Origin of the sequence: Nostoc sp. TCL26-01, from assembly GCF_013393945.1 — a bacterium.
In the GTDB taxonomy this organism is placed as follows: Bacteria; Cyanobacteriota; Cyanobacteriia; order Cyanobacteriales; family Nostocaceae; genus Trichormus.
On the sequence record NZ_CP040297.1, the window covers coordinates 4,086,740 to 4,100,829 of the forward strand.

General features: G+C 41.3%; 12 protein-coding genes. 5 read left to right on the forward strand and 7 right to left on the reverse strand.

What is annotated here, in order from left to right:
* The first annotated feature begins 97 nt into the window (after window positions 1-97).
* The gene (locus FD725_RS17880; protein WP_179049385.1) at window positions 98-3,046 is read left to right on the forward strand and encodes a HEAT repeat domain-containing protein; all 2,949 of its coding nucleotides are present in this window, start codon (window positions 98-100) and stop codon (window positions 3,044-3,046) included.
* A gap of 869 nt (window positions 3,047-3,915) precedes the next feature.
* Here FD725_RS17880 and FD725_RS17885 read toward each other — a convergent pair.
* From FD725_RS17885 to FD725_RS17895, 3 genes are read right to left on the reverse strand one after another with little or no spacing between them, the layout of a single operon-like run.
* Window positions 3,916-4,056, reverse strand: a complete 141-nt coding sequence (locus FD725_RS17885; protein ID WP_256871649.1) for a hypothetical protein — start codon at window positions 4,054-4,056, stop codon at window positions 3,916-3,918.
* Complete coding sequence (locus FD725_RS17890; RefSeq protein WP_179049386.1) at window positions 4,043-4,276, reverse strand: hypothetical protein; 234 nt, start codon at window positions 4,274-4,276, stop codon at window positions 4,043-4,045. The genes FD725_RS17885 and FD725_RS17890 overlap by 14 nt, the downstream gene beginning before the upstream one ends.
* Window positions 4,277-4,335: 59 nt before the next feature.
* Entirely contained in the window at window positions 4,336-4,443 is a 108-nt protein-coding gene (locus tag FD725_RS17895; protein WP_179049387.1) for a DUF433 domain-containing protein, read from the reverse strand.
* Window positions 4,444-4,495: 52 nt separating this feature from the next.
* On the opposite strand from FD725_RS17895, the gene FD725_RS17900 reads away from it, so the two are divergent.
* Entirely contained in the window at window positions 4,496-6,208 is a 1,713-nt protein-coding gene (locus FD725_RS17900; protein WP_179049388.1) for a diflavin flavoprotein, read from the forward strand.
* A gap of 150 nt (window positions 6,209-6,358) precedes the next feature.
* Here the strand turns inward: FD725_RS17900 and FD725_RS17905 are convergent, their stop codons facing one another.
* The gene (locus tag FD725_RS17905) at window positions 6,359-7,114 is read right to left on the reverse strand and encodes a hypothetical protein (RefSeq protein WP_179049389.1); all 756 of its coding nucleotides are present in this window, start codon (window positions 7,112-7,114) and stop codon (window positions 6,359-6,361) included.
* A gap of 389 nt (window positions 7,115-7,503) precedes the next feature.
* On the opposite strand from FD725_RS17905, the gene FD725_RS17910 reads away from it, so the two are divergent.
* Complete coding sequence (locus tag FD725_RS17910) at window positions 7,504-7,980, forward strand: hypothetical protein (RefSeq protein WP_179049390.1); 477 nt, start codon at window positions 7,504-7,506, stop codon at window positions 7,978-7,980.
* A gap of 338 nt (window positions 7,981-8,318) precedes the next feature.
* Here the strand turns inward: FD725_RS17910 and FD725_RS17915 are convergent, their stop codons facing one another.
* Window positions 8,319-9,200 carry a 2OG-Fe(II) oxygenase gene (locus FD725_RS17915; RefSeq protein ID WP_179049391.1) on the reverse strand — a complete coding sequence of 294 codons (882 nt, stop codon included), beginning with the start codon at window positions 9,198-9,200 and terminating at the stop codon, window positions 8,319-8,321.
* A gap of 625 nt (window positions 9,201-9,825) precedes the next feature.
* Window positions 9,826-11,220, reverse strand: coding sequence for a serine/threonine-protein kinase (locus FD725_RS17920; protein ID WP_179049392.1), 1,395 nt, complete (start codon window positions 11,218-11,220; stop codon window positions 9,826-9,828).
* Between the two features lie 70 nt (window positions 11,221-11,290).
* On the opposite strand from FD725_RS17920, the gene cbiT reads away from it, so the two are divergent.
* Both cbiT and FD725_RS17930 read left to right on the forward strand, forming a co-directional pair.
* Entirely contained in the window at window positions 11,291-11,893 is a 603-nt protein-coding gene (gene cbiT / locus FD725_RS17925; RefSeq protein WP_179049393.1) for a precorrin-6Y C5,15-methyltransferase subunit CbiT, read from the forward strand.
* A 178-nt stretch (window positions 11,894-12,071) separates the two neighbouring features.
* Window positions 12,072-12,962: a phosphatidate cytidylyltransferase gene (locus FD725_RS17930; RefSeq protein WP_179051577.1), complete on the forward strand. Its 891-nt coding sequence runs from the start codon at window positions 12,072-12,074 to the stop codon at window positions 12,960-12,962.
* A 178-nt stretch (window positions 12,963-13,140) separates the two neighbouring features.
* Here FD725_RS17930 and FD725_RS17935 read toward each other — a convergent pair whose 3' ends face one another.
* Window positions 13,141-13,854, reverse strand: coding sequence for a DUF2993 domain-containing protein (locus tag FD725_RS17935; RefSeq protein WP_179049394.1), 714 nt, complete (start codon window positions 13,852-13,854; stop codon window positions 13,141-13,143).
* Window positions 13,855-14,090: the final 236 nt, after the last annotated feature.

A 14,090-nucleotide genomic window follows, 5' to 3' on the forward strand; every position in this document is an offset into this window, starting at 1 on the left:
GTCCCCAGGGGAGGATGGGACAAAGTTAACTCCCGATGACTGGCGTGAAGTCTGTCGTGAAATAATTGCAGAACGGCGTAAGCTGACAACAAATCCTTTGACATCAACTGAAGGAGTCGCACTGCAAGTTGATGATGTTTACGTACCACTGGGATTAGTTGAGCGTAAAAAACAGTCGAAGCCTCAAGATAATATTTCTCCAGAACAGGGTTCAGAACTGTACAAGGAGACGGAAATTACCAAAACTTATGAGCATAATGCTTTTTTGGAAGAAGTTCTCAAACAGAAGAACACGCCGAAAAGTCAAGGTAAGCGAATTGCCATTATTGGCGAACCAGGTGCAGGAAAAACAACATTATTACAGCAGATTGCTGATTGGGTATCTCGTAAGATTCCCCAGTCGATTGTCATTTGGGTATCTTTAGCAGATTTACAAGAAAAACAAAAATTAGAGAAATATCTATTCGAGACTTGGCTAAGTGCTGCTGTGAAGAAAAAAGGGAAAGCTAAACCTACTCAGCAACAGGATGATGATTTTGTTACTCTGTTTAATCAAAATCAAGTGTGGCTGCTACTTGATGGATTAGATGAAATGTCTGCATCTAATCCTTTAACAGAAATTGCCCGCCAATTTCGGGAATCAGGGTTGATTTCTCAAGCGCGAATTGTGCTGACTTGTCGGGTTAATCTGTGGGATGGTAGTAGTAATGCACTTGATGATTTTGATATCTATCGCACTTTAGATTTTTCTTATCCAGAACAGGTAGAGAAATTTATTCACAAATGGTTTGCTGCTATTCCCGACACTGGAAATCAGTTATGTATCGCGTTGCAAGAACCGGGTAAAGAAAGGATTCAGGATTTAGTGAAAAATCCTCTGCGATTGACACTGCTGTGCTTTAATTGGCAATCAAAAGATGGCAAATTACCAGATACTCAAGCGGGACTCTATCAGCAATTTGTTGATGACTTCTACAAGTGGAAACAAGACGAATTTCCCATAACATCTCACCAAGAGCAACAACTCAATCTCAAGCTTGGGAAACTAGCTAAAGCAGCTATAGACGAAAAAGAAATCCGTTTTCGCTTGCCGCAAGATTTTGTTAATTCCGTCTTTAAGGAACAAGAAGATGAGATGCTGCTGAACTTGGCACTAAATCGCGGCTGGCTGAACTGTATAGGCGTAGATGATAAAAAAGTTTATGCTTTCTTTCATGCTTCATTTCAAGAGTACTTTGCTGCTAAAGCAATTAATCACTGGCATTTCTTTTTAAAGCACGTTCCTCATGATCCGAGTCAACGAACTTATCGCATCTTTGAACCGCAGTGGAAGCAAACAATATTACTTTGGTTAGGACGACCAGAAGAAGATATCAAACAGCAAAAGCAAGAGTTTATTGATGCTTTAGTTAGTTTCAAAGACGGATGTGAAAAATTTTATGAATATCGCGCCTATTTTTTAGCAGCCGCAGGCATTGTAGAGTTTAGAGATTATCTTAAAGCAGATAAAATAATCAAACAAATTGTCAACTGGACAATTAATAGTCGAAGTTCAATCCAAGAGGAAGCTAGTTCAGCACTGCAACAAACAGACCGTAAAAAAGCGATCGCGGCTTTGGTGCAACGGCTGCAATCACAGCGTGTGGATAACTACACCCGTAGGGAGGTAGCAGAAAGCTTAGGGAGAATCGACCCAGGAAATCCAGATGCGATCGCGGCTTTGGTGCAACTGCTGCAATCACAGGATGTGGATAACGACACCCGTTGGCGGGTAACAGATAGCTTAGAGAAAATTGGTACAGGAAATCCAGATGCGATCGCGGCTTTGGTGCAACTGCTGCAATCACAGGATGTGGATAACAACACCCGTAAGTGGGTAGCATATATCTTAGGGACAATCGACCCAGGAAATCCAGATGCGATCGCGGCTTTGGTGCAACTGCTGCAATCACAGGATGTGGATAACAACACCCGTAAGTGGGTAGCAGAAAGCTTAGGGACAATCGGTAAAGGAAATCCAGATGCGATCTCGGCTTTGGTGCAACTGCTGCAATCACAGCGTGTGGATAACGACACCCGTAGGCAGGTAGCATATAGCTTAGGGACAATCGACCCAGGAAATCCAGATGCGATCGCGGCTTTGGTGCAACCGCTGCAATCACAGGATGTGGATAACAACACCCGTAAGTGGGTAGCATATATCTTAGGGACAATCGACCCAGGAAATCCAGATGCGATCGCGGCTTTGGTGCAACCGCTGCAATCACAGGATGTGGATAACGACACTCGTAGGCAGGTAGCATATATCTTAGGGAAAATCGGTAAAGGAAATTCAGATGCGATCGCGGCTTTGGTGCAACTGCTGCAATCACAGGGTGTGGATAACGACACTCGTAGGCAGGTAGCATATAGCTTAGGGAAAATCGGTAAAGGAAATCCAGATGCGATCGCAGTTTTGGTGCAACTGCTGCAATCACAGGGTGTGGATAACGGCACTCGTAGGCAGGTAGCAGATAGCTTAAGGACAATCGACCCAGGAAATCCAGATGCGATCGCGGCTTTGGTGCAACTGCTGCAATCACAGGATGTGGATAACGACACCCGTAGTCGGGTAGCAGATAGCTTAGGGACAATCGGTACAGGAAATGCAGATGCGATCACGGCTTTGGTGCAACTACTGCAATCACAGGATGTGGATAACTATACCCGTTGGCAGGTAGCATCTAGCTTAGGAAGAATCGGTACAGGAAATCCAGATGCGATCACGGCTTTGGTGCAACTACTGCAATCACAGGATGTGGATAACTATACCCGTTGGCAGGTAGCAGATAGCTTAGGGAGAATTTTACAAGATAATAAACATCGCTTTGAGGTAGTTAAAACTTTAAGTGGTTATTGGCAACTCGATTATCAATACTACAATTTAGCCTGGAAATGCGCCCAGAATATGCCTTACCCCGATTTCTATCAAGCTTGGCATCAGCATAATTTTGCCACTCGCACCATGCGAACCTTAAAGAAAATCCTTTTCACCAGAATCATTTAAACACTTTTGCAGCAGCGACGTTACAAATAGTTATTTAACGCGATGTGCGACTTATTCTTGAAACCCCTTTCCATAGCTTGCTTCCCGCAGAGTACTTCTCTCCTGCAAGGCTACTGTGTACACACAAGTCTTTTAGAGGATGTTTGAAAAGTGGTTGACTGTGATTTTAAGCACTAGTTGATCCCCCCTAACCCCCCTTAAAAAGTCCCCCTTTTGAAGGGCAGGGCTGTTTCATTCCCCAAAGAGCTTTAAAAATCAAGGGTTCTAGCGATGAAAAATTAGTTATTTTGTTACCGACGTGCCGATGAAACCAACTATTTTACTGATATTTCAGTGCTTAAATGTTCATCTCTTCGTCACGCTTACTGACAATTTTCTTGCTAACCATCTTGACAAATCCTGTTTGAAATGGAATGAAACAGCCCTGCTTTTGAAGGGCAGGGCTGTTTCATTCCCCAAAGAGCTTTAAAAATCAAGGGTTCTAGCGATGAAAAATTAGTTATTTTGTTACCGACGTGCCGATGAAACCAACTATTTTACTGATATTTCAGTGCTTAAATGTTCATCTCTTCGTCACGCTTACTGACAATTTTCTTGCTAACCATCTTGACAAATCCTGTTTGAAATGGAATGAAACAGCCCTGCTTTTGAAGGGGGATTTAGGGGGATCTGAAAGTATTTGATAGATAATTAAGGACTTTTCAAACATCCTCTTAGAGTTAGTCGATACATTCACAACGTCAGGCGATACATTCACAACGTCAGGCGATACATTCACAACGTCAGGCAATACATTCACAATGTTGATGCAGTTTTAGGTTGGGTTGACGCAAGGAAACCCAACATCATCAAGATTTTTTTGGGTTGCGCTACTTAACCCAGCCTTGTATCTTAACTGTTGTAGCTATTTGTTGCTTTTGTATTGCACTGCGATCGCTAGAGTTTAAAATAAAACGATAAAGCCAAATATTGGAATCTACAAAGCATCGTGTCACCTCACCAGCGTTCATTTGCTTCTTCTCTGGTAAGTTGTTTGAAATCGGCAATCTGGATAGGATTTGCAGTTAGCTGCGCTATGATACCCGTTGGTGGAAAACGTTTCTTTTTTGACGAGGGCTTTAATATCACAATTTTCACTATTTCGGCGTTGTGTATCTCATCTTGATACTCAACAGGAATTTCGATTGTACCGTTATTGACTTTAGCGTTAAATTGTATGTCTGTAGTCATAGGTGACAAAACTTTTAAAAATCGGTCTAAATCTATCTGAGCTTATTTTAAACTTCAACTCACCATCCAGCATGGGCAAGTGCCTCATAAGTATCAGCTTCTTCCAGATAGGGATAAGCTTTGAGGATATCCTTATTGCTGTGTCCAGATGCCATATTCCGGCACATAAATGCGTAGAATTAAAAATAAATACTTAAAAAAAGAAGTTATTCAAAAACTATGCCCCAAACTAAACCCCGCGACGTACAAATCCTGCCCATTGGCACAGATACAACAGTCCTGCGATCGCGCAGTTGGACAAGACTCAGATTTGAGATTGAGTATGCTTTAGCCAAGGGAACGACAGCTAATTCTTATTTAATTCAAGGCGATAAAATTGCCTTGATTGACCCGCCTGGAGAAACTTTTACCCAAATTTATCTAGATGCTTTGCAAAAACGGCTAGATTTAAAAACTATAGATTATGTGATTCTCGGTCACATTAATCCTAACCGAGCAGCTACCTTAAAAACTTTGTGGGAACTAGCACCCCAAATTACCTTTGTTTGTTCTAACCCTGGTGCAATCAATTTGCGAGGCGCATTAGAAAATCCTGATTTACCAATATTGATTATGCGGGGAGACGAAACCCTCGATTTAGGCAAGGGACATAATTTGCAATTTGTGCCTACTCCCAACCCCCGCTACGCCGACGAACTCTGCACCTATGATCCCCAAACAGAGATTCTTTACTCAGATAAACTATTTGGGGCGCATATCTGCGGGGATCAAGTATTTGATGAAGGTTGGGAAACTATCAACGAAGACCGCCGTTATTATTATGATTGCTTGATGGCTCCCCATGCCCGGCAAGTGGAAACTGCCTTAGATAAATTGGCAGATTTACCAGTACGCCTATATGCCACGGGACACGGCCCCTTGGTGCGTTACGGCTTAATCGATCTGACTCATGCCTATCGGGAATGGAGTCAACAGCAGACATCAGCAGACTTGACAGTAGCCTTGATTTATGCTTCAGCCTATGGGAATACAGCAACCTTAGCTCAAGCGATCGCTCGTGGGATTACAAAAGCTGGTGTAGCGGTAGAATCAATTAACTGCGAATTTGCCGCCCCAGAGGAAATCCAAGCAGCAATAGAAAAATCGGCTGGCTTTGTCATTGGTTCGCCTACGCTGGGCGGTCATGCACCCACACCAGTACAAACAGCTTTAGGTATTGTCTTATCGACTGCGACTAACAATAAACTAGCTGGGGTGTTTGGTTCCTTTGGTTGGAGTGGTGAAGCCGTTGATTTAATCGAAGGTAAGTTAAAAGACGCTGGTTATCGCTTTGGTTTTGATGCCATCCGCGTCAAATTTAAGCCCAACGAAGTCACACTGCAACTATGCGAAGAAGCGGGAACCGATTTTGCCCAAGCATTGAAGAAAGCCAGGAAAGTCCGCACTCAAAGTCTCCCGGCTACTAGTGTAGAACAAGCCGTGGGTAGAATTGTCGGTTCCCTATGTGTTGTCACAGCCAAGCAAGGGGAAATATCTAGCGCCATGTTAGCCTCGTGGGTAGCACAAGCCAGCTTTAATCCCCCTGGTTTAACCATTGCTGTTGCCAAAGACCGCGCCGTAGAAACACTGACACACTCTGGTAACAAATTCGTACTCAACATTCTCAAAGAAGGCAGTCACTTAGGCTTGATGAAGCAATTCCTCAAACCCTTTGCCCCAGCCGAAGACAGATTTGCTAATGTCACCACCGCAGCAGCCGAAAATGGTAGCCCTGTACTTGAAGATGCCCTTGCATACTTAGAGTGTTCAGTCCAAAACCGGATGGAATCTGGCGATCATTGGTTAGTTTATGCCACTGTTGAAAATGGCAAAGTCCTCAATCAAGATGGCGTGACAGCAGTGCATCATCGCAAATCCGGCAATCATTATTAAATTGGTATGAGGTAGAAATTTTCAGAACAAAGCCATATATCAAGGGAGTTTCAATTCTGTTTCCTGTTCCCTGTTCCCTACTGTGTGAGGCGATACAACCCTGAAAACTTGGAAAAAATCTAGCTTACGTAATTACGAACTTGCTGACAGTTAATAACAGTTCGTAGCTGAAGCAGCAAGTACCTTTGTCAAATCGCTAGCAAATGTAGCTGTATATTTGATGGGTGAAGCAGTACAAGTCATCGGATTTTTATCAGGACGGCGGGGAGTCCAGGCTGAATCAGCTTGCAAAGTTAAAGTTTTGCTTGTACTATTCCATGACAGGTTAGTCACAATCAAAGAGTTAGTTTTACCAGTACTAGCTCTTTTAGCAGATACATAGCTGGCACTCAAAATGTTGCCATTCGCAGGATTAATCTGAGCCAAAACTGCAACTTTTGCGCCGCCACCATTGCCATAACTAGTCAGCCAACCTTTACTAGCAAAGCGCCGAAAATCATTACCAGTTTGGGTTCCTGTGGAAGAGAAAACACCATATAAAGCGCTTCCCCCATCCCAATACAAACCGTAACCTGTCCCATCATCATTTGTTGTTTCGTAATCACTACGACACCATGTTTTCACACCATTATCAAAACGAATAATGCGCGGATCTTTATTGACAGATGATACCTGCTGATAACCGATATAAATAGTTGTTCGCCCCATCAATACCTTGGGGCCATTTTTAGCTTTGATGCTCGACTCACTATCATTGCAACTGAATGTCACACTCTTACCATTTAAACCAACAGATGATTTAATCACCGTTTGAGCAACAACTGAATGAGTAGCTAAATCAGCTGTTAATACTGCTGTTAAAGACAAACAAGCCAGATATTTAGAAAATTGGCGATATTTAATCATTGAATCTGTCCTAGTGATTTTCAAAAAAGAATTCAGGAGTCACGAGCAAACATTAAGCATATATTTTGCCGCACCATGATATTTTGACCCCTAAAATTGGCAGTGTAAAACAACACTTTAGCATAGGATTTTTTAAATGCAAATTTTAGATTTAATTGTCTGTAATGCTTTTAAGATAAAGTTATTTTAGTATTAAGGAAAATATTTGATTTAGTATAAATACGTATTTTATAGTGATTATGGTAGTTAGTACTGAAAATGTTAGTAAACTAACACAAATAGTTTAATATCTTCTTAATGAACGGTTAATAATAAAAATACTCACAAACTCACGTGATTTTAGAGTCAAGTTATGATGATATAACTACCGTAAAAAGGATAATTTCGTTATGTTAAGACCACAGTTTTTTCTCTTCATGGGAATTAGCATTTTGAGTATTACTAGTACAATTGCAGTCCAAGCTAAAATTGAGCCATTACAAATAATGAACACTTCGGCTCAAGTTAATAATACAGCCAGTTCACACACTATTAGAGGAAAACTGATTGCGTATGGCACTGATACTACATCTGTTGCTTGTAACCAAATTAAAGTGAAGGCAGAAATATGGCATAACGTTACTGGAGGAGCAGCTATTCCAAAGGTAGAGTTAGCCTCTACAAACGCACAAGGTAGCATCTTAGGTGACGGCTGCACTTATTCCCTAACGTTCAATTATTCACCTTCACTCGAACTGCCTAAGTCCTCTGAGTATCGCGTTTCAGCAGAAACCCCAACGATTAAAAGTCAATTTGGTGATTTTAGTGCTGGGTATAGTAATGTTATCAGCAATCCATTTCCAGAACAGTTTGACATGACAATCTAAGTAAAAATCGGTGAACCAATCAAGTTCAAGACACTCGCTATGCTAACATGAATACAAAGATCCCCATCCTCTTCAAAAAGTTGGGGATATAATAGGTAATTTATAATTATCAAGTAACCCTTAAATTGTCGGGTGTGTTATGGCAACGTTTAACGCACTGATAGACATAGTGCGTTACGGCTAATTCTTACTCTCTCAAACTCCTAAATTCTTGCACAGCCGTAACACACCCTACTGGCTGATTTTTACAAATCAAATAGAACTACTATAAAATTCCTATATCTAGCAATTACAATAAAAACCTAACCTTGCTTGTCCAATATCCTTTAAATTATAATTTATCGCCAAAAAATGTACTGTTTTTGATTTTCAGACAGATTTTTACTAATTGTGAACAAATCTTTTTCAGCAAGAGAAGATTTGCAATAAAATGGGTGTTTTGGTGTTCTAGATGTGTAGTCAAAAAATATCGAAAATCTCTCTGAAGATACTGGTAACTTACCTTTATGAAAGATATTTGCCGTATCAGCAAAAACAACTGTACCTGCAATGCCTGTACAGGATTTCCAGTTAGCTGAAGATATCACTTGTTGCATAATTTCATCTGTGATGTAGTTATCGTCATATCTTAAAGATTCAGCAATAGATGAGGTGAACAACTTAGGAATATATTGAAATGGCCCGCTATCTTCATTGACATCATTAAGATAAACAATCACTTTGAACATTTTTCGATCTTCTTTGTCTAAATGCCATAGTCTTGATTTTTTCTGAACTGGACTAATGATATCTCTACGAAAATAAGCACCATGATAGGCTACTGGTAGACCAAGATAATTTTCTACAATATTCAGCAACCGTTGTTGCAGTCCCCACATAAAGATTTCCGAATGTTCGATGATTTGCTCGGAAGTGGCATGAATTGTAAATTCGTCTTTGCTTGTGGGAAGAGTATTGGAAATTTTTGGGAGCAATTTTTGTGCAGATTGGAGCATTTCTGGAGTTGAGGGAATTGATAGTTCTGCTAATGAAGTAGTAACAATACCTTCCTGTTGGAGAGTGTTAATTAAGTTGAGATCATTCGCTGAAATCACAGGTAGTTGATTGATGTGATGTATGATTGCCGTTTGATACGCAAGTGCGGCTGGATTGCTCACCACAGGTAAACGATATAATTTTCTGATGATTTCATTACGAACCTTTTTAGCAATAGTTTTCATGATGATGACAATCCCCATGATATGCAGTTAATTTGCAGCTAAATTAGCTGAGAAAATATGCTTTTTGAACCTATCTAAAACACCAAATATGGCTGAACTAGAAATTCATAATCATAATTAAACCAATGTAGATATTTATGAGCATTGGTTTCATCAAGATTACTCATATATGGTGTTTTAACCCGATATATAGAGCAAATGCTTGTAGTTTGGCTGTTTGCCAATAAATTTCCAATAATAATATCGGCTTGTAGATTTTTATAGGAGCCATATTGGCAGTAATATCAAGTGATAAAATTATGTTGCTGAGGAAAATAGTTTGTATTTGAATAAAAAATTAAATTTTGAATGTTTTGTGTTGAAATGATGTATTTTCCCGGCGTTGAGAGGTGATTTATAAAGTAAACCTTGAATTGTCAGGTGCGTTATGGCAACGCTTAACGCACCGAGAAACATGGTGCGTAAACAGTGAACAGTGTTTATTAACTGGTAACTGATAACTGATAACTGTTAACTGATTTGTAACACACCCTACCTTAATATTTACTGTATTTAATTTTGCGGAAAGTTGCCTGCGCGGGTTTCCCGCGCCCGGCAAACTTTTCAAGACGAATTTTGAATTGATTCATTCTCTATCAACTGGCATATCCAACCAATTGCTTAATTCTTGAGCTAACCATTCTAACTCTGCTGCTGATTTTATCCCAGTATTCATCCCTAGCTGATATTTTTGTATTCCTGCCCAAATATATAGTTGTGCTGGGGTTTGGGTTTGAGTCCCATCTGCATCTTTGCTCAAATGTGGTTGTATGTAAACTAACTTGGTAATACTGTCTCTAGGCGAGGGGCGGGGGCGATGGAATTTAAAGCCAAATAATTCACGGGTGAGGCTAATTTGTTGACTATGCAAACGTAGTCGAACACTGCCGAATAAACGCATCAGTAAAGTGTAGACCATTAAATAACCAACACCCCAAAAAGGCAGTGAGAACAAAGGTAGGGGGAGTCCTACTAGGGCAGATGTGGAGATGGCATTGATAGTCCAATATAGGATAAAAGAATTCCAAGCGATCGCAAATAAACCGGTAAACACCATTCCCGGTTGAGAACCAACTGGAGGGATAAAAATTTCTAAGCTATCCTCATTCTTCGTGAGGTGAATTTTACTACCAGCTGGTTTGCCAATCGTGAGAGTACTAGTTGTACTTGTTAACTCAGGCTGATCTAAAGCTGTCAATGCTGCTTGTGCGGAATCCAACCGACGCTCTAAACTCGGTTCAATCATCAAATTTAGCCAGTTTGTCAAACCCGAACTCAGAGAAACTACCGATGCAAACTGGATGCGAAAATCCTTTTGGGGTAAATCGGCTGGGTGAGAACCTGTAACTAAATAAATCAATGTTGCACCCAAACTGTAAAGATCAGAAGCGGGTACTGTGCGTCCACCAAACTGTTCTGGCGGCATATAACCGTAGGTTCCAACAACAGTTCTGGTTCCGCCTTCTGTATGTAAGGCTGTTTGAACTGAGCCAAAATCTACTAAATAAACTTGACCAACACTATGACCAGAACGCTCTCCCAGCAAAATATTGCTAGGCTTAATATCACGGTGGATCACAGGCGGATATAATCCATGTAGATATATGAGAATCTCTAAAATCGCTCTGGCTATTTGTTGCACATCAGATTCACTAAAAGTGCGGCCAGACTGGATATATTGCTCTAAGGTTGGAGACGGGATATAACTCTGTACTAAAGCAAATCCTTTAATTGTGGGAGAATTTACCTCAAAATAGTCTAAATAACGAGGGATACTGGGATGTGATAAAGATTTTAGAGTTTCAGCTTCACGCTCAAACAGTTTGAGATCATCCCATTCAAAATCACTACTAAAAGCCAGCAACTTGACAATTACCAATTCATCAGTGACAACATCCTTAGCTAGTAGCGTCCGTCGCCCTGCTGTTTTCCCCAATTGCTTGTGCATCTCGTAGCGAGCGTGGAAAATTTCTCCGATCATGATGATGGTTAATAACGCTACGTTGTAAAAAACTGGATTGACTATATCTTAAATATAATCGTGTATTCCTATGCCTTCCCAACTTTGGCCTTATGTTACTCCTGGTATTCCCGATGAGTTATTCGAGCATTTACCGGGAATTCCCCTTAGTCAACGAGAAATTAGACTGTTGCTGATTTCTCAGCTACGTTTAGAAGCTGATTCAGTTGTGTGGGACATTGGTGCGGGTACAGGGACAATCCCTGTAGAAGTGGGACTACTTTGTCCTCAAGGACAGATTATTGCCATAGAACGAGATGAAGAAGTCGCTAATTTAATTAAACGCAATTGCGATCGCTTCGATGTGAAAAATGTGGAAATCGTGGAAGGTAGCGCCCCAGAGTGTTTACATGAGATCGCAGTTGCTCCCCATCGAGTTTGTATTGAGGGAGGACGACCCATACAAGATATCTTGCAGGCAGTGTGGGAGTATTTGCCCTCATCAGGTAGGGTAATTGCCACAGCCAGCAATCTCGAAAGCTTGTATGCTATTTCCCAGAGCTTTTCTCAATTACAAGCGAGAAATATCGAAGTTGTTCAATCTGCTGTCAATCGCTTAGAAACCAGGGGATTTTCTCAAACCTTCGCGGCAGTTGATCCTATTTTTATCCTCAGTGGTGAGAAACTAGACTAGGGACTGGGGACTAGGGACTGGGGACTGGGAACTAGAAAACGAGTAATGAATTATATTGATCTTATTCTTACATTTAATACCCAATACCCAATCCCCCAATACCCAATCCCCAATCCCCAATCCCCAATCCCCCAATCCCCAATCCCCAATACCCAATCCCCACTCCCAAATACTTCATATGCCTTGGTCTCGGATTATTAGCGGAATTGTTGCGATCGCCCTTGCTTTAGTTGCTGTCTTGTTGGGGGGTTGGTACTTCACCATCTTGCTTGCAGTTGTTGTCTTTTTGGGACAGCAGGAATATTTTAATTTAGTACGAACTAGAGGCATTTTGCCGGCAGCAAAAACTACTATCTTCCTCAGTCTCGTTTTGCTGGCTATTTGTACCCTGGATGGCAATTTAGCTGATGCTGTCATGCCGATCGCCGGCACTATTATTTGTTTTTATCTCCTATTTCAGCCGAAAATGGCAACGATCGCTGATGTCTCAGCATCGATTATGGGGTTATTTTATGTGGGCTATTTGCCTAGTTTTTGGGTCAGGCTACGCGCTATAGGTACTACAGCAGTCAGTAATCTGCCCTTGGGTGGATACTGGCCTACCGCCTGGAAAGACATTCTAGAAGAACAAAATTTTGTCTCTCTACCACTAGGCTTGAAAATGACAGCACTGACTTTTTTTTGCATTTGGGCAGCAGATATTGGCGCTTATACCATAGGTAAATTCTTTGGTAAAACTCGCCTGTCTGATATCAGCCCCAAGAAAACAGTCGAAGGTGCGGTTTTTGGGATCAGTGCTAGTTTGGTTGTTGCTCTGGTTGGTGCTTATTATCTGGAATTACCCAAATTTTTCTTTACTGGTATGACACTAGGTTTACTGATTGGTTTGGCGAGTCTTTTAGGCGATCTCACTGAATCGATGCTCAAGCGTGATGCTGGAGTCAAGGATTCAGGACAATTAATTCCCGGTCATGGTGGTATCCTAGACCGCACTGATAGTTACATCTTCACAGCCCCGCTAGTATTCTATTTTGTCACTCTGATCTTGCCACTTTTAAGTAAGTTGTGAGTGCTGAGTGCTGAGTGCTGTTAGCGGAAGCGGGGCGTTTAGCCCGTGCTGAGTGCTGAGTTGTGAGTGCTGAGTGCTGAGTGCTGAGTTGTGAGTGATGGAGTGAGTTAAGAAGTTTTTCTCCTCTGCCCCTCTGCCCCTCTGCCCATCCCCCCATCCTCTTCCCACTCCCCATATCTTACGGGTTGACATTGACTCGTCCACGGCACACCAATTTACCGGGGATCAAGGTGAGTTCTTGGATATCGACATCGGAACCAAGATCCAAGTTGTAGGTATCGATCCCGTCTAACAGCGCTACTGCGTTTTGCTTTACTTGGATTTTTGATAGTTGCAACTCATGCCCACTCAGCAATTCTATGTGTAAGCAAATTTCTAGGGGTGTAGGTTCAGTTGTAGGTGTTAGGATAGCATTCAGTTTGATTTGATGGTTGTCCAGAATTATCTCTTGCCAAAAAATAGGCTTGGATTTTGGGACGTATTCTGGTAAAAGTTTATCCAGTACATCATTTAAAGCAGTAGACAATAGCTCAGAAGATAAAGAACTATTTAGATCCTTTGCTTCTATGAGCAATTCGCCACTTACAGGTACTACCTGCAACAGTTGCAGTGGCTGCCCTTTAAGTACTTGGCCAATATTGACTTGAATATTCTCTGCTGCGAGTTTAATTTGTGTAATATGGAGGCCTTGATAGATCGCGTGATTAGCAAATATAGACACCCCAGGAATGGAACCGGAGAGCAGTTGCTTGTCGCTAGCCTGAATCTCTACATCGAGTTGAGAGACTTGGCTGACTTGCGATCGCAGCCACAACTTGATGGCTGTTGTCAGGATGTTGGTAATGATGCGGATTTTGCTTAAATTTCTGGTTTGTGAATTATTGTCTGGCATTTAACCACTGGTTAATGGGTATTTACTCAGTATGAAACTGAACTTAAATCAGCATTAACTGTAACATTTATGGCTACCATCTATGAAATGTCAATATTATGATTGTGATGAGGACTGACGGACTTGACATAGATCAACCCGAAAAAGGGTGTTGACTAGGCAAAAGTCGATGTTCAAAATCGAGTTTTTTGGGACTTTAGACCCTTGAGCATTGATAAATAAGAGTCAGCAATCTC

Bases quoted from the DNA above. Each gene is read 5' to 3' on its own strand.
- FD725_RS17895 (WP_179049387.1), bottom strand. From the start codon at position 4,443: ATGTGCCGGAATATGGCATCTGGACACAGCAATAAGGATATCCTCAAA.
- FD725_RS17930 (WP_179051577.1), top strand. From the start codon at position 12,072: ATGCCTTGGTCTCGGATTATTAGCGGAATTGTTGCGATCGCCCTTGCT.
- FD725_RS17885 (WP_256871649.1), bottom strand. From the start codon at position 4,056: ATGAACGCTGGTGAGGTGACACGATGCTTTGTAGATTCCAATATTTGG.
- FD725_RS17935 (WP_179049394.1), bottom strand. From the start codon at position 13,854: ATGCCAGACAATAATTCACAAACCAGAAATTTAAGCAAAATCCGCATC.
- cbiT (WP_179049393.1), top strand. From the start codon at position 11,291: ATGCCTTCCCAACTTTGGCCTTATGTTACTCCTGGTATTCCCGATGAG.
- FD725_RS17905 (WP_179049389.1), bottom strand. From the start codon at position 7,114: ATGATTAAATATCGCCAATTTTCTAAATATCTGGCTTGTTTGTCTTTA.
- FD725_RS17890 (WP_179049386.1), bottom strand. From the start codon at position 4,276: ATGACTACAGACATACAATTTAACGCTAAAGTCAATAACGGTACAATC.
- FD725_RS17900 (WP_179049388.1), top strand. From the start codon at position 4,496: ATGCCCCAAACTAAACCCCGCGACGTACAAATCCTGCCCATTGGCACA.
- FD725_RS17920 (WP_179049392.1), bottom strand. From the start codon at position 11,220: ATGATCGGAGAAATTTTCCACGCTCGCTACGAGATGCACAAGCAATTG.
- FD725_RS17910 (WP_179049390.1), top strand. From the start codon at position 7,504: ATGTTAAGACCACAGTTTTTTCTCTTCATGGGAATTAGCATTTTGAGT.
- FD725_RS17915 (WP_179049391.1), bottom strand. From the start codon at position 9,200: ATGAAAACTATTGCTAAAAAGGTTCGTAATGAAATCATCAGAAAATTA.